Below are 22,755 nucleotides of genomic sequence, written 5' to 3' on the forward strand. Positions count from 1 at the left end.
GCCATGTCCTCGAGCCGACCCGAGCATCCCCACGTCGTCGCCCTCGCCGAGGTCGTCGGCTGGCTGAGCCGGACCCACCGGGTCGAGGTCGTCGGCGACCTGAGCGACGTCGAGGTCACGGGAGTCTCGCTGAGCTCGCAACGGGTCTGCCCCGGCGACCTGTACGCCGCCCTTCCGGGGGCCCGCGCCCACGGCATCGCGTTCGCGACGGCGGCGGTCGAGTCCGGAGCCGTCGCGGTGTTCACCGACGCCGGCGGGGCGGCCGCCGCGGACGTCGGCGTGCCGGTGGTGGTCGTCGCGCAGCCGCGCGAGGTGCTGGGCCGGCTGGCCGCGTTCGTGTACGGCGAGCCCGCCGCCGCCCTGCGGATGATCGGGGTCACCGGCACCCAGGGCAAGACCACCACGACCCGGCTGGCCGTCGACGGCCTGGAGCGGTCGGGGGTGCGGGCCGCCGTGGTCGGCACCGTCGGCACCCGCATCGACGGGGTCGACGTTCAGACCGATCTCACGACCCCGGAGGCGCCGGACCTGCACGGGCTGTTCGCCCTCATGCGCGAGCGGGGCGTCGAGGCCTGCGCCATGGAGGTCTCCAGCCACGCCCTCGTGCTGGGGCGTGTGGACGGCGTCGTCTTCGACGTGGCCGTCTTCCTCAACCTGGGCCGCGACCACCTCGACTTCCACGCCGACGTGGAGGACTACTACGCGGCGAAGGCCTCCCTGTTCACGCCGGACCACGCCCGGCTCGCGCTGGTCAACGTCGACGACGAGCACGGCCGCCGGCTGGCCGGCGAGGCCGGCGTCCCGGTCCGCACCATGTCCTCGACCGGTCGCGAGGCCGACTGGCGGGCGGTGGACGTGTCCCTGCGCGCCGACGGCTCGTCGTTCACGGTCACGGGACCGGGCGGGCTCCGGCTCGCCGCGGGTTGCCCCGTGCCCGGGGACTTCAACGTCGCCAACACGCTCGCGGCCGTGGCGTCCTGCGCTGAGGCCGGGCTGGACCCGGCCACCGTCGCCGACGGCATCCGTGCCGGCGCGGGGGTCCCGGGCCGCTTCGAGCGGGTGGACGAAGGACAGGACTTCGTGGTGGTGGTCGACTACGCCCACAAGCCGGACGCCGTCCGGGCCGCGATCACCACGCTGCGGCCGCTGACCGAGGGCCGGGTGATCGTGGTGCTCGGCGCCGGCGGCGACCGCGACCCCGGCAAGCGACCGATCATGGCCGGCATCGCCGCCCGCCTGGCCGACGTGCTCGTCGTCACCGACGACAACCCGCGCACCGAGGACCCCGCCGCCATCCGCGCCGCGATGCTCTCCGGTGTCGAGGCCGGGGGTGCGGAGGTGCTCGAGGTCGGGGACCGCCGGGCCGCGATCCACGAGGCCGTGCTCCGGGCCCGGCCCGGCGACATCGTGCTGGTCGCCGGCAAGGGGCACGAGACGGGTCAGGAGATCCAGCACGTGGTGCATCCCTTCGACGACCGGGTCGTGGTCCGCGAGGCGCTGGCGGCGCGCCGATGATCCCGCTCACGCTCGCCGAGCTCGCGGCCGTCGTGGGGGGCGAGGTCCACGGCGATCCAGCCCTCGTCGTCACCGGACCGGCGTACGTCGACACCCGCGAGGCGGTGCCCGGAGGGCTGTTCGTCGCGGTGGTGGGGGAGCGGGTCGACGGCCACGACTACGCCGAGCGGGCTCATGCCGTGCTCGGCAGCCGGCCCACCGCCGCTCCGACCGTGGTCGTGCCGGACCCGGTGGTGGCGCTCGGGCGGCTCGCCCGCCACGTCGTCGACACGCTCGGCACACCGGTGCTCGCACTCACCGGCTCGCAGGGCAAGACCGGCACGAAGGACTACCTCGCGCACGTGCTCGCGGCAGTGGGGCCGACGGTCGCCACGGCCGCGAACAACAACAACGAGCTGGGGGTCCCGCTCACGGTCCTGCGGGCCGGGCCCGAGACCGCCTACCTCGTCGTCGAGATGGGGGCCCGCGGGCTGGGCCACATCGCCTACCTCTGCGACATCGCGCCGCCGACCGTGGCCGCGGTGCTCAACGTCGGCACTGCCCACATCGGCGAGTTCGGCAGCCGCGAGGCCATCGCGCAGGCCAAGGGCGAGCTGGTCGAGGCCCTGTCGCCCGACGGCACCGCGGTGCTCAACGCCGACGACGCGCTCACCGCCGCCATGGCCGCACGCACCCGCGCCGCCACCCTGACCTTCGGGGTGTCCGGCGACGTCGCGTGGCGGGCGGTCGAGCTCGACGAGCTCGGCCGGCCCCGCTTCGAGCTGGGCTACGACGGCGCCTGGCTGCCGGTGACGCTGGCACAGACCGGGGCGCACCAGGTGGCCAACGCGGCCGCGGCGGTCGCCATGGCCGTGGCCGTGGGCATGCCGTTCGCGGAGGCGGCCGGCGCGCTGGGCTCGGCCCGGTCGGCCTCGCGCTGGCGGATGGAGCTGCACGAGCGCGCCGACGGGCTGCTGGTGGTCAACGACGCCTACAACGCCAACCCGGCCTCGATGGTCGCGGCGATCGAGGCTCTCGCCGCCATCGGCGCGCGCGCCGAGCGCCGTACCGTCGCGGTGCTGGGGGAGATGCGCGAGCTCGGTCCGGACGCCCAGGCCGCGCACCGCGAGGTGGGGCTGGCCGCCGCCGCCGCCGGGCTCGACGTGATCCTCGTCATCGGCGAGGCGGCCTCCGGCATTGCCGAGGGTGCTCGTCAGTCGGCGGGCTGGCAGGGTGACGTCGTCGTCACGGCGGGGCGGACCGAGGCCCTGGCCTGGTTGCGCGAGAATGTGGACGCCCGGGATGCCGTCCTGGTCAAGGCCTCTCGCGGGGCCGCGCTCGAGGTGGTGGCCGACGGACTGCTGGCCACCGCGGCCGGCGCAGCGGAGACAGCGGAGGGAGGGGCCACACCATGAGAGCGATCCTGCTCGGCGGCGGACTGTCCCTGCTGATCTCCCTGCTCGGCACCCGCGTGGCGATCACCTACTTCACCCGCTGGGGCTACGGCCAGGAGATCCGCGACGACGGGCCGACCAGCCACCACACCAAGCGCGGCACGCCCACGATGGGCGGGGTGGTCATCATCCTCGCCACGGTGCTCGCCTACTTCGCCGCGAAGCTGATCACGATGAGCGCGCCGTCGGCGTCCGCTCTGCTGCTGCTCTTCCTCTTCGTCGGGATGGGCCTCGTGGGCTTCGTCGACGACTACATCAAGATCTCGCGCCAGCGCAGCCTGGGGCTGCGCAGCAAGGCCAAGATGGCCGGGCAGACGGTGATCGCCGTGGTCTTCGGGGTGCTGGCGCTCTCGCCGTGGCTCGAGGACGCCAACGGGCGGACGCCGGCGTCGGAGAAGGTGTCGTTCCTGCGCGAGATCGACTGGCTGGCCCTGCCGATGATCGTGGCCATCGCCGTGATCTGGCTGATCGTCACCGCGACCAGCAACGGGGTCAACCTCACCGACGGCCTCGACGGCCTGGCCACCGGCGCGAGCGTGATGGTCTTCGGCGCCTACATGCTGGTCAACATCTGGCAGAACAACCAGTTCTGCCAGGAGGACCCGAGCGGGCAGTGCTACAACGTCCGCGACCCGTTGGACCTGGCGGTCATCGCGGCCGCCATCACCGGGGCCTGCTTCGGCTTCCTGTGGTGGAACGCCGCGCCCGCGGCGATCTTCATGGGCGACACCGGCTCCCTCGCGCTGGGCGGCGCCCTGGCCGGCTTCGCGATCCTGACCCGCACCGAGCTGCTGCTGGTCATCCTCGGCGGCATCTTCGTGCTCGAGACCCTCTCGGTGATGATGCAGGTGACGTGGTTCAAGACCACGAAGCGGCTCACCGGCACCGGGAGACGGATCTTCCGGATCGCCCCGATCCATCACCACTTCGAGATGATGGGCTGGGACCAGGTCACCGTCGTGATCCGGTTCTGGATCATCACCGGCCTGTTCGTGGCCACCGGCCTGGGCGTGTTCTACGCCGAGTGGGTGGCGCGGCTGTGAACGTGGACCGCCTCGGTCGGCTGGACTCCTGGGAGGGGGTCCGCGCCGTCGTCGCCGGCTTCGGGGTGTCCGGCTTCGCAGCGGCCGACAACCTCACGCACCTGGGTGCCAGCGTCACCGCGCTCGCCGAGGGCGCGCGCAACGCCGAGGAGCTGGAGAAGGCGGAGCTGCTGGAGATCCTCGGCGCGACGGTCCTGCTCCATGAGGGCGCGACCGCGACCCTGCCTGCCGACGTCGACCTGGTCGTGACCTCGCCAGGCTTCCGTCCCGACGCCCCGCTGCTCGTGCAGGCACAGGAGCGCGGCGTCCCGGTCTGGGGCGAGGTCGAGCTGGCCTGGCGTCTGCGCGACCCGGCCCACGACACGCCGTGGTTGTGCGTCACCGGCACCAACGGCAAGACCACGACCGTCCAGATGCTCGACGCGATCCTGCGCGCCGCCGGCCTGCGCAGCCGCGCCGTCGGCAACGTCGGCACCCCGATCGTCGAGGCCGTGATGGACCCCGAGCCCTACGACGTGCTCGCCGTCGAGCTGTCCAGCTTCCAGCTTCACTACACCTACACGATGAGCCCCCAGGCCGCCGCCGTGCTCAACGTCGCGGAGGACCACCTCGACTGGTACGAGTCGATGGAGGACTACGTCGCCGACAAGGGACGCATCTACCAGCGCACCCAGCTCGCGTGCGTCTACAACGTGGCCGACCCGGTCACCGAGCAGCTGGTGCGCGAGGCGGACGTCGTCGAGGGTGCCCGCGCAGTCGGGTTCACGCTGGGCACGCCCGCGGTGGGCATGCTCGGCCTGGTCGAGGACATCCTCGCCGACCGGGCGTTCGTCGCGCAGCGCGACAGCAGCGCCGCGGAGCTGTGCACGGTGGGAGACCTGGCCTCCGACGCGCCCCACTTCGTGCAGAACGCGCTGGCCGCGGCCGCGCTCGCTCGCGCCCACGGTGTGAGCCAGGCCGCCGTACGCGACGGGCTGCGGGACTTCCGCCCCGACGGTCACCGGATCGCGCTCGTCGCCGAGGCCGACGAGGTGGCCTGGGTCGACGACTCCAAGGCCACCAACCCGCACGCCGCGCAGTCCTCGCTGCAGGCCTACGACCGCGTCGTGTGGGTCGCCGGTGGGCTGGCCAAGGGCGCCCGCTTCGACGACCTCGTGGTGGCCGTGCGCGAGCGGCTCCGGGGGGTCGTGCTCATCGGCCGGGACCGCCAGGTCATCGCAGAGGCGCTTTCGCGACACGCACCCGATGTGCCGGTCTTGACCGTGGACGGCGGCGAGACTGGGGCGCAGGACGATGGACGGGCCCTGATGGGGCGTGTCGTGGACGCGGCGGCCGGCCTGGCCGAAGCCGGGGACACGGTGCTCCTCGCGCCGGGATGCGCCTCGATGGACCAGTTCACGAGCTATGCGGCGAGAGGCGACGCCTTCGCCGCGGCAGTCCGGGACCGGCTCGACGACCAGCGCTAGGAGGAGGTGGCACATGACCACCGCGAACCCGGAGCGCTCCTCCCGTCTGCGGCGCAGCCCGTGGCCCTCCGCCGTCGGCACCTGGCGTCGTGCCGTGAGCGACGCCCTCGCGCGACCGCTGACGTCGTACTACCTGCTGATGGGCGCGGCCGCGCTGCTGCTGACCATCGGGCTGATCATGGTGCTGAGCGCCTCCAGCGTCTTCTCCTTCCGCGCCACCGGCGACTCCTTCACGATCGTGCGCCGCCAGCTGATGTGGGTGATCCTCGGGCTGCCGGCGGCGTACGTCGTCAGCCGGCTGCCGCACCGCTGGGTGCGCCGGCTCGCCTACGTCGGCTTCTCCGTCTCGCTGCTGCTGCTCGCGCTGACCGCGAAGTTCGGCGTCGAGCGCAACGGCAACACCAACTGGCTGCCCCTCGGCCCGCTGGTCATCCAGCCCTCGGAGATCGCCAAGCTCGCCCTGGTCATCTGGGCCGCCCACATCTATGCCAACAAGGAGCGCCGCCTCGCGAGCTTCCACCAGATCCTGGTGCCGGTGGTGCCGGGCATGCTGCTCGCGACCGGCCTGGTGATCTTCGGTCGTGACCTCGGCACGGCGCTGATCCTGTTCGCGATCCTGCTCGGGATGCTCTGGGTGGTGGGCGCGCCGGCCCGCTTCTTCATCATGTCGACGCTCATCGTGGGCGTCGGCGTGTTCGCGATGGCGTCGACCAACCCCGAACGGTTCGCCCGCATCACCACGTTCATCGACCCGTTCAAGGACTTCCACGGCACGGGCTGGCAGCCTGCCCACGGCCTCTACGCCCTCTCGAGCGGTGGCACCTTCGGACAGGGCATCGGCGCCAGCCAGCAGAAGTGGGGGGACCTGCCCGAGGCCCACACCGACTTCATCTTCGCCGTGCTCGGCGAGGAGCTGGGCCTGGTCGGCACCCTCCTGGTCGTCGGGCTGTTCCTCACCATCGCCTACGCCGCGCTGCGGATCGCGCGCGAGACCGTCGACCCGTTCGTGCGCTACTGCAGCTTCGGGATCGTGGTGTGGCTGATCGGCCAGATGATCATCAACGTCGGCATGGTGCTCGCGCTGCTGCCGGTCATCGGCATCCCGCTCCCGCTCGTGTCCTACGGCGGCTCCAGCCTGTTGCCCACCCTGGTCGCCCTCGGTCTGCTCGTCGGGTTCGCCCGCCGGGAGCCGGAGGCCGCCCGGGCCCTGGCCCAGCGCAAGAGGGTCCGCTCCGCCGGCCTCTCCGCGCGATGAGACGATTCGGCTGATGCGCGTCCTGCTCGCCGGCGGTGGAACCGCCGGCCACACCTCACCCCTGCTCGCCACCGCCGACGCCCTGCGGCGGCTCGACCCGAGCGTGGAGATCACCTGCCTCGGCACGCCCCGCGGCCTGGAGAGCACGGTGGTCCCGGCTGCCGGCTACCCCCTCGAGCTGATCCCCCCGGTCCCGCTGCCACGGCGCCCCAACGCCGCCCTCCTGCGCGTGCCCGGGCGGCTGCGCGGCGCGGTGAAGGAGACCCTCGCGGTCTTCGACCGGGTCCGACCCGACGTGGTCGTCGGCTACGGCGGCTACGTGTCGATGCCCGCCTACCTCGCCGCCCGCCGGCGGAGGCTGCCGCTGGTCGTCCACGAGCAGAACACCGTCCCGGGCCTGGCCAACAAGGCGGGCGCACGGGTCGCCACGCGGGTCGCGGTCAGCTTCCCGGACACGCCGCTGCCCCGCGCCGAGTACGTCGGGCTGCCGATCCGCCGGATGATCTCCCAGCTCGACCGGGCCGCGCTGCGCGCCGAGGCCCGCGCGTTCTTCGGCCTGGACCCGGACCGGCCGACGCTCGTGGTCACCGGCGGGTCGCAGGGCGCGCGCCGGCTCAACCAGGCCGTCTCCGGCGCCGCCTGCGCCCTCCGCGACGCCGGGGTCCAGGTCCTGCACGTCGTCGGGCCGAAGGGCGAGGCCACCCCGGCGGCGCCGGCCTCGACGGGAGCGCCGTACGTCGTGGTGGGGTTCGTGGACCGCATGGACCTCGCCCTGGCCGCGGCCGATGTCATGGTGTGCCGGGCAGGCGCGTCCAGTGTCGTCGAGGCCGCCGCCACCGGCGTGCCCGCCATCTTCGTCCCGCTGCCGATCGGCAACGGCGAGCAGGTGCGCAACGCCCAGCCGGTGGTCGACGCCGGGGGAGCGCTGCTGGTCGCCGACGCCGACCTGACGCCTGAGTGGGTGGCCGGGCACGTGCCCGCCCTGGCCACCGACCCAGCGCGGCTCGCCGCCATGAGCGCGGCGGCGACCGCGCTCGTCCCACGCGACGCCGACGAGAGGCTGGCCGCGATCGTGCTCGAGGCGGCCGGCTCGTGAAGGTCCCCGTCCCCGACGTCATCACCCCCGCGGAGCGGCTCGGCCGCGTCCACTTCGTCGGCATCGGCGGCGCAGGCCTGTCGGGCATCGCCCGGATCATGCTCGCGCGCGAGATGACCGTCAGCGGCAGCGACGGCACCGACTCACCGACGCTCGAGGCCCTGCGTGGGCTCGGGGCCCGGGTCTGGCTCGGCCATGACGCCGCCCACGTCGCGGACGCCGACACCGTCGTGGTCTCGACCGCGGTGCGCGAGGACAACCCCGAGTACGTCGAGGCCGTGCGGCGCGGGCTCCCGGTGCTGCCGCGCTCGGCGGCGGTGGCCGCGGTCATGGCCGGGCGGCGCGTGGTGGCCGTCGCCGGCACGCACGGCAAGACGACCACCACCTCGCTGCTGACCGTGGCGCTCCAGGCCGCCGGGGCGGACCCGACGTACGCGATCGGCGGCGACCTGTCCCAGACCGGCACCAACGCGGCCGAGGGTGGCGGCGACCTGTTCGTCGCGGAGGCCGACGAGAGCGACGGCGCCTTCCTGGTCTACGAGCCGTACGCCGCGGTCGTCACCAACGTGGAGGCCGACCACCTCGACCAGTGGGGGACCGAGGAGGCCTATCGCGCCGCCTTCGACGAGTTCGCCGGGCGGGTCGACCGCGACGGGTTCCTGGTCTGCATCGTCGACGACCCGGGCGCCGCGCGGCTCGCGGACCTCGCGCGAGCGGGCGGCCTGCGCGTGGTCGGCGTCGGTGAGGGCGCCGGGGACCTGCAGGTGACCGACCTGGTCTTCGAGGGCACCACCTCGGCGTTCACCGTGGTGGATGAAGGGCGTGAGCTGGGCCGCGTCACGCTGCGCATCCCGGGTCGTCACTACGTCCTGGACGCCGCCGCTGCGCTGGCGGCCGGGCTGCGCCTGGGCTACGGCTTCGACGACCTTCGCCGGGGTCTGGAGGGCTTCGGCGGCACGCGCCGCCGTATGGAGGCCAAGGGCGAGGCCCGGGGAGTGCGGGTCTACGACAGCTACGCCCACCACCCCGCCGAGATCGCCGGCGACCTGGCCGCCGCCCGCGCGGTCGCGGGGGAGGGCCGCGTCGTCGTGGCCTACCAGCCGCACCTGGTCTCCCGCACCCGGATCTTCGGGGTCGCGATGGGCCAGGCTCTCGGTGCGGCCGACGAGGTCGTCGTCCTGGACGTCTACCTTGCGCGCGAGGAGGCCGACCCGGACGTCACCGGGGCGCTGGTGGCCGACGCCGTCCCACTGCCCCCGGAGCGCGTCGCGTTCGTGGCGGACCTGGACGAGGCTCCCGCCGAGGTCGTGCACCGCGCGCGGCCGGGCGACCTCGTGCTCACCCTCGGCGCCGGCACCGTGACCGAGCTCGGGCCCCGCATCCTGGCGCTTCTCGAGGGCACGGATGGCTAGGGGCGGCGGCGCCGGTCCCGACGACGAGGACCGCATCGCCCAGCAGACCCGTCGTCGCTTCGTGCGCCGCCAGTGGCGCCGCCGCTGGCTGGTGTGGAAGTACGTCGTCAGCGGGCTCGCGCTCGTGCTCCTGCTCGGCGGCGGGCTCTACACCGTCTACCTCTCCGACGCCCTCGCGGTCGACGGCGTCGAGGTCACCGGGGAGACGACGCTGAGCGACGACGACGTGCGCGCCGTGGCGCGCGTGCCGATGGGCGAGCCGCTCGCGCGCGTCGACCTGGACGCGATCCGGGCCCGGCTGGCGGGCCTGGCCGTCGTCCGCTCGGTCGAGGTGTCACGGCAGTGGCCGCACGAGGTACTGATCGCGATCGAGGAGCGCACCGCCGTCGCCGTGGTGGAGATCGCCGGGTCGCTGCGCGGCCTCGACCGAGACGGCGTGGTCTTCGGCACCCTCGCCAAGGCCCCCGCCGGCCTGCCGCGGGTGCAGACGTCGGCCGAGACCAGCGGGGAGGCGCTGCGTGAGGCCGCCCTGGTCGTCGCCGCCCTCCCCGAAGGCCTGGCCGGGCGGGTCGACCACGTCGAGGTGCGCACCGTGGACAGCATCACCCTGCAGCTCCAGGGCGGTCGCGAGGTGCGTTGGGGGAGCTCGGCCCAGTCCGAGGAGAAGGCGCGCGTGCTCGAGCAGCTCCTGGGCCAGGAGGCCGAGGAGTACTACGACGTCTCGGTTCCCGGCACCCCGACCCTGAAGTAGCGCAAGTCCATCTCCGGCGCGGCGTGTCTGCGCCGCGCCCGCCGCCTCGGTGCCTAGTGTCTTCTTCACGACGAGGTTGACATAACTATAACCCTCAGGCTGAGGGTCAGGGTTCTCGACCCGCCGACTTCCCCGAGCCGGACCCGTCCCACCCAAGAGCACACACAGAGCACGTACTTCCGAGAGGTGAAGCCGCCGTGGCAGCTGCACAGAACTACCTGGCCATCATCAAGGTCGTGGGCATCGGTGGGGGCGGTGTCAACGCCGTCAACCGGATGATCGAGGTCGGCCTGAAGGGCGTCGAGTTCATCGCGATCAACACCGACGCCCAGGCGCTGCTGATGAGCGACGCCGACGTCAAGCTCGACATCGGCCGCGAGCTGACCCGCGGTCTCGGCGCCGGCGCCAACCCCGACGTGGGCGCCCGCGCCGCCGAGGACCACGCCGACGAGATCGAAGAGGTCATCAAGGGCGCCGACATGGTCTTCGTGACCGCCGGCGAGGGTGGCGGCACCGGCACCGGTGGGGCGCCCGTCGTGGCCCGCATCGCGCGCTCGCTGGGCGCGCTGACCATCGGCGTGGTCACCCGCCCGTTCGCGTTCGAGGGGCGCCGCCGCGCCGGCTCGGCCGACGAGGGCATCGCGCAGCTGCGCGAGGAGGTCGACACCCTCATCGTCATCCCCAATGACCGGCTGCTCTCGATCAGCGACCGCAACGTGTCGGTGCTCGACGCGTTCAAGCAGGCCGACCAGGTCCTGCTCCAGGGCGTCTCGGGCATCACCGACCTGATCACCACCCCGGGCCTGATCAACCTCGACTTCGCCGACGTCAAGTCGGTCATGGCCAACGCCGGCTCCGCCCTCATGGGCATCGGCTCGGCTCGCGGCGAGGACCGTGCGGTCGCCGCCGCGGAGATGGCCGTGTCCAGCCCGCTGCTCGAGGCGTCCATCGACGGCGCCCACGGCGTGCTGCTCTCCATCGCCGGCGGCTCCGACCTCGGCCTCTTCGAGATCAACACCGCGGCGGCCCTCGTCGCCGACGCCGTCCACCCCGAGGCCAACATCATCTTCGGCGCCACGATCGACGACGCGCTCGGCGACGAGGTCCGCGTCACCGTGATCGCCGCGGGCTTCGACGGCGGCACGCCCAAGCGCAAGGAGGAGGGCAACGTCCTGCGCCGCGACGCCAAGCCGCAGCAGACGCAGGCCGAGACCCGCGCCGCGGCCGCCGCGGTCGCCACCCGCCGCAAGGACGAGCCCGTCGAGGCCGACCGGCCGCAGGAGACCGAGCGGGTGCTCGCCAGTGCGCGCACCACCCCGGCCGAGGCGACCACCCCGGCGCCCAAGGCGGCGCCGGCCCCGGTGGTCTACGACGACGACGACCTCGACATCCCGGACTTCCTGAAGTAGCCGCTTGTACGCCTTCCGCACTGCCTTCGGCCCCGTCGAGCTGTCGTTCACCGACCGGCTCGGCGGGGTCAGCGCCGCCCCGTTCGACTCGCTCAACCTGGCCCTCGAGGGGGACGACGACCCGCAGGCGTGTGCGCGAAACCTGCGGATCGTGCTCGACGACTTCGCGCCCGACGACCGGCTCGCCGACCTGCACCAGGTCCACGGCTGCGAGGTGGCGACCCCCGATGAGGGGGCCGGCGAGGGCGAGCGCCCCGACGCCGATGGCATCGTCACCGACGCCCCCGGCGTGACCCTGATGGTGCGCGCCGCCGACTGCGTGCCGGTGCTCCTGGCAGACCCGGTCGCCGGCGTCGTCGGTGCCGCCCACGCCGGGCGCCCCGGCCTGGCCGCCGGCGTCGTCTCGGCCACGCTCGCGCGGATGCGCGAGCTGGGGGCCCGCGGCGTCACCGCCTGGGTGGGCCCGCACGTGTGCGGCGCCTGCTACGAGGTACCGGCCGAGATGCGCGACGAGGTAGGCACCGTGGTCCCCGAGGCGGTCTCCACCACGTCGTGGGGCACGCCGTCGCTCGACCTCGGGGCCGGGGTCCGCGCCCAGCTCGAGGCCGGCGGGGTCACGGTCGTCGACGCCGCGCGGTGCACCCGCGAGAGCGCGGACCTCTACTCCTACCGCCGTGACGGCCGGAGGGCCGGGCGTCAGGCCGGCCTGGTCAGGCTGCGCCCATGAGCGCCCGCCGCGACCAGCTCGCCGCCAACCTGGCCGTGGTGCGGGGTCGCATCGCCGACGCCTGCGCCAACGCGGGCCGCGACGCCTCCGAGGTACGACTCACGGTCGTGACCAAGTTCTTCGGAGCCTCCGACGTCCGGTTGCTGGCCGAGCTGGGCGTCACGGACGTCGGCGAGAACCGCCACCAGGAGGCGGAGGCGAAGGCCGAGGAGTGCGCCGACCTCGACCTGCGCTGGCATTTCATTGGCGGGCTGCAGAGCAACAAGGCCGCCGCTGTCGCGCGCTACGCCGACGTCGTGGAGTCGGTGGACCGGCCCAAGCTCGTCGCCGGCCTCGACCGCGGCGCGGGGGAGCACGGCCGCGACGTCGACGTGCTCCTGCAGGTGAGCCTGGACCCGCCCGGCACCGCCCACCGCGCGGGCGCCGATCCGGCCGCGCTGGAGGACTTGGCCGACGCCGTCGAGGCTGCCGATCACCTGTCGCTGAAGGGGCTGATGGCCGTCGCGCCACTCGGCGCCGACCCGGCGGAGGCGTTCGCGCGGCTGGCGGAGGTGCGCGCCGACGTGCTCGTGCGCCACCCCTCCGCCACGTGGCTGTCGGCGGGCATGAGCGGCGACCTCGAGCAGGCCGTCGCGGCCGGCGCGACACACGTGCGCATAGGCTCCGCGGTGCTCGGAACCAGGCCGCAGTTCAAGTAGTGTCCAGATCAGAGATGGCGCGTCCCGACGGGGCGCCCGAGCTTCGGAGGCAAACGTCATGAGCGGTGCGATGCGCAGGATCGGTGAGTACCTCGGCCTGCTCGAGGACACCGGGCGGTACGACGAGTACGACGGCGACGACTACGACACGCAGCACACGGCGCCGGTCGCGGCCGCGCCCCGCACGCAGCGCCTCAAGGAGACCCGTCCCGCCCCCGTCGCCGACCTCTCCGAGCGTCGCCGTCACGCGCCCGGCCCCTCGGGCGTCTCCGGCGTGGTGGCCGAGCTGTCGCGGATCACGACCCTGCACCCGCGCACCTACAACGAGGCGCGCACGGTCGGGGAGAACTTCCGCGAGGGCGTGCCTGTGATCATGAACCTCTCGGAGATGGACGACGCCGACGCCAAGCGCCTGGTGGACTTCGCCGCCGGGCTCGTGTTTGCGACGCGTGGCACCATCGAGCGCGTCACCAGCAAGGTGTTCCTGCTCTCCCCGCCCAACGTCACGGTCGCCGCCGAGGACAAGCAGCGGATCGCCGAGGGTGGCTTCTTCAACCAGAGCTAGGTATTCGTGGAAACTGTCGGACGGGTCATCGATGTCGTCCTCTGGATCTTCATCGGCATGCTCTGGGTCCGCTTCGTCGTGGACTGGGTGCAGGTATTCGCACGCTCGTGGTCGCCTCGCGGGCCGGTCCTGGTGGTGCTCGAGGTCGTCTACTCCATCACGGACCCGCCCATCCAGGCGCTGCGTCGGGTGATCCCCCCGCTGCGGATCGGGAGCTTCGCGCTCGACCTCAGTTTCCTGATCGTGATGATCGGCGCCTACCTTCTGAGGTATCTCAACGCGGTGGTGTTCCTGCAGCCGTGACGCCACGTCACACCAGTCCCACGCAGGCGCTATTGTTTCGACGGACACATACTGCTCGAACCGAACAAGAATTGGGTGAGGTCATGCCGCTGACGCCTGAGGACGTGAGCAACAAGCGATTCACGCCTGTCCGGCTCCGTGAGGGCTACGACATGGGCGAGGTCGACCAGTTCCTCGACGAGGTGGAGGCCGAGCTCGCGCGTCTCACCAAGGAGAACGACGACCTGCGCGCCAAGCTCGCCTCGGCCCAGAGCGGGTCGTCGAGCGGTGCCTCGGCTCCGGCCGAGACCGCTCCGCAGCCGGTCGTGGTCGAGAAGGCGCCCGAGCCCGAGCCCGTCCGCGAGGCGCCGGCTCCCGCACCGGCCGCCGCGGCTCCCGCCCCGGAGACCATCCGGATCGAGACCGTCCCGCAGGCCTCCAACGCCGCCGCCCGGCTGCTGGAGATCGCCACGCGCAACGCCGACGAGCTCGTCGAGGACGCCAAGAACCAGGCCGACAAGATCGTCGGCGAGGCTCGCACCAAGGCCGAGCGCCTCGAGCACGAGTCGAAGAGCAAGGCCGACCGCCTCGAGGCCGACGCCCGCACCCGCTCGCAGATGCTCGACGCCGAGACCGCGGAGCGCCGCCAGCAGCTCTTCGGCGACCTCGAGAAGGAGCGCGACAAGCTCAGCCTGGACGTGGAGAACCTGCGCTCCTTCGAGCGCGAGTACCGCTCGCGGCTCAAGAGCTACTTCACCCAGCAGCTCGAGGCGCTCCAGGGCGGCTCCGACTCGGCCGCCCCCTCGGGCGACCAGCCGCCGGCCCCCAAGCGCCTGCGCTCGATCCTGGGCGAGGACGAGGGCTGAGGCTCCTCCCAGCGTGACGAGAACGGCCGGCCCCCGGGGGGCCGGCCGTTCTCTCGCATTTGCGGCGGGGCGGTTTGAGCGGCCTGCACGCAGCGGCTACCCTCCGTGCAGCCCGTGGCGTAGATCACGGCGTACCGGTCAGAGGAGGCGGCATCCCATGGCTCGCAGCACCAGGAAGTCCCTGGCCGGGCAGGCCGCTTCGGCGGCCCGCAAAGTGATCTCGCGGCGGCCCGCCAAGGCCGCCACCGCGCCCCCCGCGAAGAAGGCGGCGCCGGCGAAGAAGGCGGCGCCCGCCGCGAAGAAGACGGCGCCGGCGAAGAAGGCCGCGCCCGCCGCGAAGAAGGCGGCGCCGGCGAAGAAGGCCGCGCCCGCCGCGAAGAAGGCCGCGCCCGCCGCGAAGAAGGCCGCGCCCGCCGCGAAGAAGATGGCGCCCGCGAAGAAGGCCGCGCCCGCCGCGAAGAAGACGGCGCCCGCGAAGAAGGCCGCGCCCGCCGCGAAGAAGACGGTACCCGCGAAGAAGGCCGCGCCCGCCGCGAAGAAGGCCGCGCCCGCCAAGAGGGCCGCCGCCCTGGTGGTCAAGGAGGGCGAGGGCGCCTGGACCAAGGCGGAGCTGAAGGAGGTGCTCGACGAGCTGCATGCCCAGCGCACCCACAGCACCGCGATCGTCGCGACCCAGGAGGAGGAGCTCTCCGACCTGCTGCGCAACGCCGGTGACGGCGCCGGCCAGGACCAGGCCGACATGGGCGCGACCAGCTTCGAGCGCGACCACGAGCTCACCGTGCTCAACAACGAGCGCGACAAGCTCGCGCAGATCGAGCGAGCCGTGGGGCGCATCGACGACGGCACCTACGGCGTCTGCGAGTCGTGTGGGAGCCCCATCGGCAAGATGCGTCTCATGGCATTCCCCCGTGCGACACTGTGCATGCCATGCAAGCAGCGCGAGGAACGTCGCTGAGCGACGACACCACGTCCCAGCCAGCCCACCAGGACCCCCGGCGTCGACGGCGCCTCTGGGCCCGGTTCGCCGCCGTCGCCCTGGTGTTCTATGCCATCGACGTCGTCAGCAAGATCGTGGCCGTGGACCGGCTCACCGGCCGTGAGGACATCCCGGTCGTCGGTGACCTCCTGGTCCTGCACCTGACCCGCAACCCCGGAGCGGCGTTCAGCACCGGCACCGAGTTCACCGAGGTGCTCAGCTGCATCGCGATCGCGGCGGTCGGCATCGTGCTCTGGCTCAGCCGCCGCCTCGGCAGCGCCGGCTGGGCGTTCGGCCTGGGGCTGCTCCTGGCCGGGGTCGCCGGCAACCTGACCGACCGCCTGCTGCGCGAGCCGGGCCCGCTGCGCGGACACGTCATCGACTTCCTGATGCTGCCCAACTGGCCGGTCTTCAACATCGCCGACATGTGCATCAACGTCGCCGCCGGGGTGATCCTCATCCAGGCGTTCCGCGGGGTGCGCGTCGACGGCACCCGCGAGTCCCGAGAGCACGACGACCCCGAAACCCAGGAGCCCACCGAGTGAGCCAGACCGATCACCGCAGCCTGCAGGTTCCCGACGGGCTGGCCGGTGAGCGTGTGGACGCCGCGATCGCGCAGATGTTCGGGCTGTCGCGCACCCGCGCCGCCGACCTCATCTCGCAGGGCCTGGTCACCGTCGACGGGGGCCTGGTGGCCAAGAGCGACCGGGTGCTGCCCGGCGCGCTGCTGGACGTGACGATCCCGCACGAGCGCGACGCCCTCGCGGTCGTGCCCGAGATCGTCGAGGGCATCAAGATCATCCACGACGACGACTCCATCGTCGTGATCGACAAGCCCGTGGGCGTCGCGGTCCACCCCTCCCCGGGCTGGTCCGGCCCGACGGTCGTCGGGCACCTGGCCGGCGCCGGGTTCCGGATCGCGACCAGCGGTGCGCCCGAGCGCCAGGGGATCGTGCAGCGTCTGGATGTGGGGACGTCGGGAGTCATGGTCATCACCAAGTCCGAGCACGCGTACTCGCTGCTCAAGAACGCGTTCCGCCGGCGCACCGTCGACAAGACCTACCACGCGCTCGTCCAGGGCCACCCCGACCCGCACGAGGGCACGATCGACGCCCCGATCGGCCGGCACCCCAAGGCCGACTACAAGTTCGCCGTCATGGCCGACGGCCGAGCCAGTGTCACCCACTATTCGACGCTCGAGGCGCACCGCTTCGCCAGCCTGCTCGAGGTGCACCTCGAGACCGGCCGCACGCACCAGATCCGGGTGCACATGGCGGCGCTGAAGCACCCCTGCGTCGGCGACATCACCTACGGCGCCGACCCCTCGCTGTCGCGTCGGGTCGGCCTCGAGCGTCAGTGGCTGCACGCCGTGCGACTGGGCTTCGAGCACCCCGACAGCGGCGCCTACGTGGCGTACGAGTCCACCTATCCCGACGACCTCTCGCGCGCGCTCGAGGTCATCCGGAATGCCGACTGAGCTGGTCCTGCGACCGGGCGACGCGAGCGACGCGGCCGCTCTGGCCCTGGTGCAGCTCGAGGCCCGCGCCTCGGCGCCGATGCCGCCCTCGGTGCATCCGGAGAGCGAGGTCCGGGCCTGGCTCTCCGCACGCCTCACCACCGACGAGGTCTGGGTCGCCGAGTACGCCGGTCGGGTCGCCGGCTACGCACGGCTGAGCGACGCCTGGCTGGACGACCTGTACGTCGCGCCGGGCGACGCGCGCCGCGGCGTCGGCTCGGCGCTGCTCGACCTGGTGAAGTCGCGCCGGCCCGCAGGCTTCTGCCTGTGGGTCTTCGAGTCCAACGCCCCGGCGCGGGCGTTCTACGCCCGCCACGGGCTCGTGGAGCTGGAGCGCACGGACGGCTCGGCCAACGAGGAGAAGGCCCCCGACCTGCGGCTGGCCTGGCCGGGTGAGGACCCGGTGGCCTTCCTCCGCGGCCTCGCCGACGAGGTCGAGGAGCAGCTGGAGGGCCTGCTCGCGCGCCGTGCCGCGCTGGCCCGGGCGCTGCGAGCCGCCACGGGCCCGTGTTGACGGCGGTCGTCCTGACGCTGCTCGGCTCCGTCGCGCACGCGGCGTGGAACCTGCTCGCGAGCCGGGCGCACGCCGAGGACGCCCGGGTGTTCGTGTGGGTCTACTCGATGTTCTCGCTGGTGGCCCTGGCCCCGGCCGCCGCCGTGGCGCTGGCCCGCGGCGCGGACCTCTCGTGGACCCTGGTCGCCGCGAGCGCGCTGAGCGCCGTCTTCCACACCGCCTACGCGGTGTCGCTGCAGGCGGCGTACTCGCGCAGCGACCTCAACGTCACCTACCCGGTGGCGCGTGGGCTCGGCCCAGTGCTGGCCTCGGCCTTCGCCGTCCTGGTGCTGCAGGAGCGGCTGAGCCCGGTCGGGTGGGTCGGGATAGCCCTGATCACCGCGGGCGTGGGCGTGGTCTCGACCGGCGCGGCGCCGGCCCACCTGCAGGCGAGGCGGGCGGCCGGCGTGCGGTGGGGCGTCCTGATCGCCTGCGCGATCGCCACCTACACGCTCTGGGACGCGCACGCCGTCGCCGGGCTCGGCGTGGACCCGGTCCTGTACTACGCCGTCGGCGGGGTGTGGATGTGCGCGGTGCTCACGCTCTCGAGCGGCGCCCGGCTGCGCCTGGCCGGCGAGGTCGCCCGGCGGCACTGGCGCACGGGCGCAGCGGTGGCCGTGCTGTCGCCGCTGGCCTACGTCCTGGTGCTCGTGGCGCTGACGATGGCCCCGGTCTCGGTGGTCGCGCCGCTGCGCAGCACCAGCATCGTCATCGGCAGCCTGCTGGCCTGGTGGTGGCTCGGCGAGGCCCACGGCGCACGCCGACTGGTGGGTGCCGTGGTGGTCACCGCCGGGGTCGCGGCGCTGGTGCTCGGCTGAGCCCGCGATGTCGGTGCGGGGTGCCACCATGCTCGAAGCGGTTCGCGTAGGCTGACGGTCTTCCCCCAGCGAGACGACCGGAGCCTGGTGCCAGCGATGGTGCCGGGATGCCGAGGCCGCTGTCGCATGCCCGATCTCGACCGGCGAGGAGCGCCCCGCAGACCATGACCACCGGCTCCGACTCCTTCGTCCACCTCCACGTCCACACCGAGTACTCCATGCTCGACGGGGCGGCACGGCTGGGTGCGCTGACGGAGCGGGCGGCGGAGCTCGGGATGCCGGCCGTGGCGATGACCGACCACGGCAACGTGTTCGGCGCCTACGAGTTCTACTCCAAGGCGAAGAAGGCCGGCGTCAAGCCGATCATCGGCATCGAGGCCTACTTCACCCCCAACATCTCGCGCTTCGAGCGCAAGGGCGTCAACTTCTACGGCGGCGGACCCGACGACGTCTCTGCCCGCGGCGCCTACACGCACATGACGCTGCTCTCGGAGTCGACCGAGGGCATGCACAACCTGTTCCGGCTCTCGACCGGCGCCTGGCGCGACGGCTTCTTCAAGCACCCGCGCATGGACCGCGAGCTGCTCTCGCAGCACGGCAAGGGCATCATCGGCACCACCGGCTGCCCCTCGGGAGAGGTCCAGGTCCACCTGCGCCACGGCAATTACGACGCCGCCCGCACCGTCGCCGGGGAGTTCCAGGACATCCTGGGACGCGAGAACTACTTCCTCGAGCTGATGGACCACGGGCTCGACATCGAGACTCGGGTCAAGGACGGCCTGCTGCGCCTCGCCAAGGATCTCTCGATCCCGCTGTTGGCCACCAACGACTCCCACTACGTGATGCGGGAGGACGCCAAGAGCCAGGAGCACCTGCTCTGCATCAACTCCGGCTCGACGATGGACATCCCGGCCGGTGACGGCCCGGGCCAGCGGTTCGCATTCAGCGGGGACGGCTACTACCTCAAGTCCGCCGCCGAGATGCGCGACACCTGGCGCGACTTCCCCGAGGCCTGCGACAACACCCTGCTCATCGCGGAGCGCTGCGACGTGCAGTTCACCGAGGGCAACGGCACCTTCATGCCGCGCTTCCCCTGCCCGCCGGGGGAGAACGAGGACTCCTGGCTGGTCAAGGAGGTCGAGAAGGGGCTGCGCTTCCGCTACCCCGGCGGCATCCCCGACAAGGTCCGCAAGCAGGCCGACTTCGAGGTCGGCGTCATCACCCAGATGGGCTTCCCGGGCTACTTCCTCGTGGTCGCCGACTTCATCAACTGGGCCAAGGACAACGGCATCCGGGTCGGGCCGGGCCGTGGCTCCGGCGCCGGCTCGATGGTCGCCTACGCGATGCGCATCACCGACCTGGACCCCCTTGAGCACGGCCTGATCTTCGAGCGCTTCCTCAACCCCGACCGGGTCTCCATGCCCGACTTCGACATCGACTTCGACGAGCGCCGGCGCGGCGAGGTCATCCGCTACGTCTCCGACAAGTACGGCGACGACCGGGTCTCGATGATCGTCACCTACGGCACGATCAAGGCCAAGCAGGCGGTCAAGGACTCCAGCCGGATCCTCGGCTACCCCTTCGCCATGGGCGACCGCATCACCAAGGCCATGCCGGCCTCGGTGATGGGCAAGGACGTGCCGCTCAAGGAGATCTTCGACCCCGCCCACAAGCGCTACGGCGAGGGAGGGGAGTTCCGCAGCCTCTACGACGGTGACCCCGACGTGAAGAAGGTCGTCGACACCGCGATCGGGATCGAGGGGCTCAAGCGCCAGTGGGGCGTCCACGCCGCCGGCGTGATCATGTCCAGCGAGCCGCTGATCGACATCATCCCGATGCTCAAGCGCCCCGCCGACGGGGCGATGATCACCCAGTTCGACTACCCGACGTGCGAGGCGCTCGGGCTGATCAAGATGGACTTCCTGGGGCTGCGCAACCTCACGGTCCTCGACGACGCCATCAAGAACATCCAGGCCAACCGCGGCGAGAGGGTCGTGCTCGAGGACCTCCCGCTGACCGACGAGGCGACCTACGGCCTGCTCCAGCGCGGCGACACGCTCGGGGTCTTCCAGCTCGACGGCGGGCCGATGCGGGCGCTGCTGCGCTCGATGAAGCCCGACAGCTTCGAGGACATCTCGGCCGTGGGCGCGCTCTACCGCCCCGGCCCCATGGGTGCCGACTCGCACAACAAGTACGCCCGTCGCAAGACCGGTCGCGAGCCCGTCGACCCGCTGCACCCCGAGCTGGCCGAGGCGCTCCAGGACATCCTCGGTGAGACCTACGGCCTGATCGTGTACCAGGAGCAGGTCATGGCGATCGCCCAGCAGCTCGCGGGCTACACGCTGGGACAGGCCGACATCCTGCGCCGCGCGATGGGCAAGAAGAAGAAGGAGGAACTGGACAAGCAGTTCGCCGGCTTCTCCGCCGGCATGCAGGAGCGGGGATTCTCGGCCCACGCCATCAAGGCCCTGTGGGACACCCTGCTGCCGTTCTCCGACTACGCCTTCAACAAGGCGCACTCGGCGGCCTACGGGCTGGTGTCCTACTGGACGGCCTACCTGAAGGCCAACTACCCCGCCGAGTACATGGCGGCGCTGCTCACGTCCACCAAGGACGACAAGGACAAGTCGGCGATCTACCTCAACGAGTGCCGCCGGATGAAGATCCAGGTGCTGCCGCCCGACGTCAACGAGTCCGCGAGCGACTTCACGCCTGTCGGTCACGACATCCGGTTCGGCCTGACCGCCATCCGCAACGTCGGCGCCAACGTCGTCGACGGGATCGTCGCCGCCCGCGCCGAGCACGGGCGCTACGAGTCCTTCGACGACTTCTTGAGCAAGGTGCCGGCGGTCGTGTGCAACAAGCGGGTGATCGAGTCGCTGATCAAGGCCGGCGCCTTCGACGAGCTCAAGCACCGCCGGCGCGCCCTGGTCGCGATCCACGAGAACGCGATCGACCAGTACATCGACATCAAGAAGAACGAGGCGATCGGCCAGGACTCGCTCTTCGGCGGCATGGAGGACGAGGTCGGGGGAGGCTTCGCGATGACGGTCGCGATCCCGGACATCGACGAGTGGGACAAGACGACCCTGCTCGGCCACGAGCGCGACATGCTCGGGCTCTACGTCTCCGACCACCCGCTGCTCGGCCTCGAGCACGTGCTCTCCAACGGCACCGACTGCACGATCGGCCAACTGGTCCTCGACGAGGACCGAGCCGACGGGTCCACGGTCACCGTGAGCGGCCTGGTCACCTCCGTGCAGCGCAAGATCACCAAGCGCGGCGACGCCTGGGCGATGGTCAGCCTGGAGGACCTCGAGGGCGCGATCGACGTGCTGCTGTTCCCCAGCTCCTACCAGCTCGCCAGCCCCTACCTCGTCGAGGACGCCATCCTCACGGTCAAGGGCCGGCTCAGCCGCAGCAAGGACCAGCCCGAGCTGCACGGGCAGGAGGTGAGCGTCCCGGACCTGTCCGACGGCCCCTCGGGCCCGGTCGTGATCAAGCTGCCGCAGACCCGGGTCAACGGCGACACCGTCGACCGGCTCAAGGACGTGCTTCGCACCCACCCCGGGGTCACCGAGGTCCACCTGAAGGTGCTGATGCGCGAGAAGACGCTGGTGATGCGCATCGGCGACCACCACCGGGTCTCCCCGAGCCCGGCGCTCTTCGCCGACCTCAAGCAGCTGCTCGGGCCCGGATGCCTCGCGGGGTGAGCCACCCGCCCGCCCCGGCCGGTCACGACCGTGCCGCCTGGCGACCGGTCGCCCGGCAGGTCGGCCTGGTGGTGGTGCTGTACGCCGTCGTGGGCGCCGTGGCCGGGTGGGTCTGGTTCCGGCTCTGGGACCCGGTGAGCGGCGTCGTCTACGACGGCACGTGGTACCGCGACTCGGCCGGGCTGCGCGGCGAGTTCACCAGCACCGGCTGGTTCGTGCTGGTGTCGGCGGTCGTGGGGCTGGTCCTCGGCGCGGCCTGCGCCTGGCTGATCGACCGCTCCGAGCTCGCGACGCTGGTCGCGGTCCTCGCGGGCGCGGTGCTGGCGACGTACCTGATGTGGCGCGTCGGGCTGGCCCTGAGCCCGGCCGACCCCGAGGAGGTGGCGCGCACGGCCGCCGACGGCGACCGGGTCCCCTCGCGCATCGAGGTGTCTGGCTCCAGCCCGTTCCTGGTCCTGCCGCTGGCATCCCTGGCTGCCCTGGTGGTCATCTACGTGGGCCTGCCGAAACGCCGCGGCGAGCGCGGTTGAGCGGCCGGCGCCGAGGGTAGGCTCCCGCCGAACCACACGGCCGGGGGGCCCGTTCGGGCCCTCGCCGCGTGCCCACTGCCTGTCCGATTCCACCCTGGGGGTCCCCGTGTCCGACAACCTTCCGCCCGCCG

Annotated in this window: 21 protein-coding genes; all 21 read left to right on the forward strand. The window is 72.4% G+C overall.

From position 1 onward, the window contains the following. The first annotated feature begins 3 nt into the window (after positions 1-3). The gene (locus LRP67_RS11760) at positions 4-1,515 is read left to right on the forward strand and encodes a UDP-N-acetylmuramoyl-L-alanyl-D-glutamate--2,6-diaminopimelate ligase (RefSeq protein ID WP_231270434.1); all 1,512 of its coding nucleotides are present in this window, start codon (positions 4-6) and stop codon (positions 1,513-1,515) included. Further along, positions 1,512-2,909: a UDP-N-acetylmuramoyl-tripeptide--D-alanyl-D-alanine ligase gene (murF, locus tag LRP67_RS11765; protein ID WP_231270357.1), complete on the forward strand. Its 1,398-nt coding sequence runs from the start codon at positions 1,512-1,514 to the stop codon at positions 2,907-2,909. The genes LRP67_RS11760 and murF overlap by 4 nt, the downstream gene beginning before the upstream one ends. Continuing rightward, positions 2,906-3,991, forward strand: a complete 1,086-nt coding sequence (mraY, locus tag LRP67_RS11770; RefSeq protein ID WP_231244056.1) for a phospho-N-acetylmuramoyl-pentapeptide-transferase — start codon at positions 2,906-2,908, stop codon at positions 3,989-3,991. Before murF ends, mraY begins: the two co-directional genes overlap by 4 nt. Continuing rightward, positions 3,988-5,457, forward strand: coding sequence for a UDP-N-acetylmuramoyl-L-alanine--D-glutamate ligase (gene murD, locus LRP67_RS11775; protein ID WP_231270358.1), 1,470 nt, complete (start codon positions 3,988-3,990; stop codon positions 5,455-5,457). The genes mraY and murD overlap by 4 nt, the downstream gene beginning before the upstream one ends. 13 nt (positions 5,458-5,470) lie before the next feature. Next, entirely contained in the window at positions 5,471-6,712 is a 1,242-nt protein-coding gene (gene ftsW, locus LRP67_RS11780; protein WP_231270359.1) for a putative lipid II flippase FtsW, read from the forward strand. 13 nt (positions 6,713-6,725) lie between these two features. Next, positions 6,726-7,808 (forward strand): undecaprenyldiphospho-muramoylpentapeptide beta-N-acetylglucosaminyltransferase, encoded by a 1,083-nt coding sequence (gene murG, locus LRP67_RS11785; RefSeq protein WP_231270360.1) that lies wholly within the window; start codon positions 6,726-6,728, stop codon positions 7,806-7,808. Continuing rightward, positions 7,805-9,220, forward strand: a complete 1,416-nt coding sequence (gene murC, locus LRP67_RS11790) for a UDP-N-acetylmuramate--L-alanine ligase (protein ID WP_231270361.1) — start codon at positions 7,805-7,807, stop codon at positions 9,218-9,220. The genes murG and murC overlap by 4 nt, the downstream gene beginning before the upstream one ends. Next, positions 9,213-9,971 carry a cell division protein FtsQ/DivIB gene (locus LRP67_RS11795; RefSeq protein ID WP_231270362.1) on the forward strand — a complete coding sequence of 253 codons (759 nt, stop codon included), beginning with the start codon at positions 9,213-9,215 and terminating at the stop codon, positions 9,969-9,971. Before murC ends, LRP67_RS11795 begins: the two co-directional genes overlap by 8 nt. Before the next feature lie 197 nt (positions 9,972-10,168). Next, positions 10,169-11,380 carry a cell division protein FtsZ gene (ftsZ, locus tag LRP67_RS11800; RefSeq protein ID WP_231270363.1) on the forward strand — a complete coding sequence of 404 codons (1,212 nt, stop codon included), beginning with the start codon at positions 10,169-10,171 and terminating at the stop codon, positions 11,378-11,380. Positions 11,381-11,384: 4 nt separating this feature from the next. Further along, the gene (gene pgeF, locus LRP67_RS11805; protein ID WP_231270364.1) at positions 11,385-12,107 is read left to right on the forward strand and encodes a peptidoglycan editing factor PgeF; all 723 of its coding nucleotides are present in this window, start codon (positions 11,385-11,387) and stop codon (positions 12,105-12,107) included. After that, positions 12,104-12,805 carry a YggS family pyridoxal phosphate-dependent enzyme gene (locus LRP67_RS11810; protein WP_231270365.1) on the forward strand — a complete coding sequence of 234 codons (702 nt, stop codon included), beginning with the start codon at positions 12,104-12,106 and terminating at the stop codon, positions 12,803-12,805. Before pgeF ends, LRP67_RS11810 begins: the two co-directional genes overlap by 4 nt. Positions 12,806-12,863: 58 nt before the next feature. Beyond that, positions 12,864-13,370: a cell division protein SepF gene (locus tag LRP67_RS11815; protein WP_231270366.1), complete on the forward strand. Its 507-nt coding sequence runs from the start codon at positions 12,864-12,866 to the stop codon at positions 13,368-13,370. 6 nt (positions 13,371-13,376) lie between these two features. Beyond that, positions 13,377-13,673: a YggT family protein gene (locus tag LRP67_RS11820; RefSeq protein ID WP_231270367.1), complete on the forward strand. Its 297-nt coding sequence runs from the start codon at positions 13,377-13,379 to the stop codon at positions 13,671-13,673. Positions 13,674-13,756: 83 nt separating this feature from the next. Next, positions 13,757-14,518 (forward strand): DivIVA domain-containing protein, encoded by a 762-nt coding sequence (locus tag LRP67_RS11825; protein ID WP_231270368.1) that lies wholly within the window; start codon positions 13,757-13,759, stop codon positions 14,516-14,518. Between the two features lie 157 nt (positions 14,519-14,675). Then, entirely contained in the window at positions 14,676-15,473 is a 798-nt protein-coding gene (locus tag LRP67_RS11830) for a TraR/DksA C4-type zinc finger protein (RefSeq protein ID WP_231270369.1), read from the forward strand. Next, positions 15,446-16,039 carry a signal peptidase II gene (locus tag LRP67_RS11835; RefSeq protein WP_231270370.1) on the forward strand — a complete coding sequence of 198 codons (594 nt, stop codon included), beginning with the start codon at positions 15,446-15,448 and terminating at the stop codon, positions 16,037-16,039. Before LRP67_RS11830 ends, LRP67_RS11835 begins: the two co-directional genes overlap by 28 nt. Next, positions 16,036-16,971: an RluA family pseudouridine synthase gene (locus LRP67_RS11840; RefSeq protein ID WP_308189737.1), complete on the forward strand. Its 936-nt coding sequence runs from the start codon at positions 16,036-16,038 to the stop codon at positions 16,969-16,971. Before LRP67_RS11835 ends, LRP67_RS11840 begins: the two co-directional genes overlap by 4 nt. Next, positions 16,961-17,524 carry a GNAT family N-acetyltransferase gene (locus LRP67_RS11845; RefSeq protein WP_231270371.1) on the forward strand — a complete coding sequence of 188 codons (564 nt, stop codon included), beginning with the start codon at positions 16,961-16,963 and terminating at the stop codon, positions 17,522-17,524. Before LRP67_RS11840 ends, LRP67_RS11845 begins: the two co-directional genes overlap by 11 nt. Further along, the gene (locus LRP67_RS11850) at positions 17,521-18,381 is read left to right on the forward strand and encodes an SMR family transporter (protein WP_231270372.1); all 861 of its coding nucleotides are present in this window, start codon (positions 17,521-17,523) and stop codon (positions 18,379-18,381) included. The genes LRP67_RS11845 and LRP67_RS11850 overlap by 4 nt, the downstream gene beginning before the upstream one ends. A 164-nt stretch (positions 18,382-18,545) precedes the next feature. Then, on the forward strand, positions 18,546-22,094 hold the full coding sequence (dnaE, locus tag LRP67_RS11855; RefSeq protein ID WP_231270373.1) for a DNA polymerase III subunit alpha: 3,549 nt from the start codon (positions 18,546-18,548) through the stop codon (positions 22,092-22,094). Further along, a complete protein-coding gene (locus LRP67_RS11860; RefSeq protein ID WP_231270374.1) occupies positions 22,091-22,624 on the forward strand; it encodes a hypothetical protein in 534 nt (177 codons plus the stop codon). Before dnaE ends, LRP67_RS11860 begins: the two co-directional genes overlap by 4 nt. Positions 22,625-22,755: the final 131 nt, after the last annotated feature.

This window comes from Nocardioides sp. cx-169, assembly GCF_021083605.1.
Classification (GTDB): domain Bacteria; phylum Actinomycetota; class Actinomycetes; order Propionibacteriales; family Nocardioidaceae; genus Nocardioides.

Excerpts from the sequence above, each read along its gene's own strand:
- LRP67_RS11760 (WP_231270434.1), top strand. The coding sequence starts at position 4 with ATGTCCTCGAGCCGACCCGAGCATCCCCACGTCGTCGCCCTCGCCGAG.
- murF (WP_231270357.1), top strand. The coding sequence starts at position 1,512 with ATGATCCCGCTCACGCTCGCCGAGCTCGCGGCCGTCGTGGGGGGCGAG.
- mraY (WP_231244056.1), top strand. The coding sequence starts at position 2,906 with ATGAGAGCGATCCTGCTCGGCGGCGGACTGTCCCTGCTGATCTCCCTG.
- ftsW (WP_231270359.1), top strand. The coding sequence starts at position 5,471 with ATGACCACCGCGAACCCGGAGCGCTCCTCCCGTCTGCGGCGCAGCCCG.
- murG (WP_231270360.1), top strand. The coding sequence starts at position 6,726 with ATGCGCGTCCTGCTCGCCGGCGGTGGAACCGCCGGCCACACCTCACCC.
- LRP67_RS11795 (WP_231270362.1), top strand. The coding sequence starts at position 9,213 with ATGGCTAGGGGCGGCGGCGCCGGTCCCGACGACGAGGACCGCATCGCC.
- LRP67_RS11810 (WP_231270365.1), top strand. The coding sequence starts at position 12,104 with ATGAGCGCCCGCCGCGACCAGCTCGCCGCCAACCTGGCCGTGGTGCGG.
- LRP67_RS11815 (WP_231270366.1), top strand. The coding sequence starts at position 12,864 with ATGAGCGGTGCGATGCGCAGGATCGGTGAGTACCTCGGCCTGCTCGAG.
- LRP67_RS11825 (WP_231270368.1), top strand. The coding sequence starts at position 13,757 with ATGCCGCTGACGCCTGAGGACGTGAGCAACAAGCGATTCACGCCTGTC.
- LRP67_RS11830 (WP_231270369.1), top strand. The coding sequence starts at position 14,676 with ATGGCTCGCAGCACCAGGAAGTCCCTGGCCGGGCAGGCCGCTTCGGCG.
- LRP67_RS11835 (WP_231270370.1), top strand. The coding sequence starts at position 15,446 with ATGCAAGCAGCGCGAGGAACGTCGCTGAGCGACGACACCACGTCCCAG.
- LRP67_RS11845 (WP_231270371.1), top strand. The coding sequence starts at position 16,961 with ATGCCGACTGAGCTGGTCCTGCGACCGGGCGACGCGAGCGACGCGGCC.
- dnaE (WP_231270373.1), top strand. The coding sequence starts at position 18,546 with ATGACCACCGGCTCCGACTCCTTCGTCCACCTCCACGTCCACACCGAG.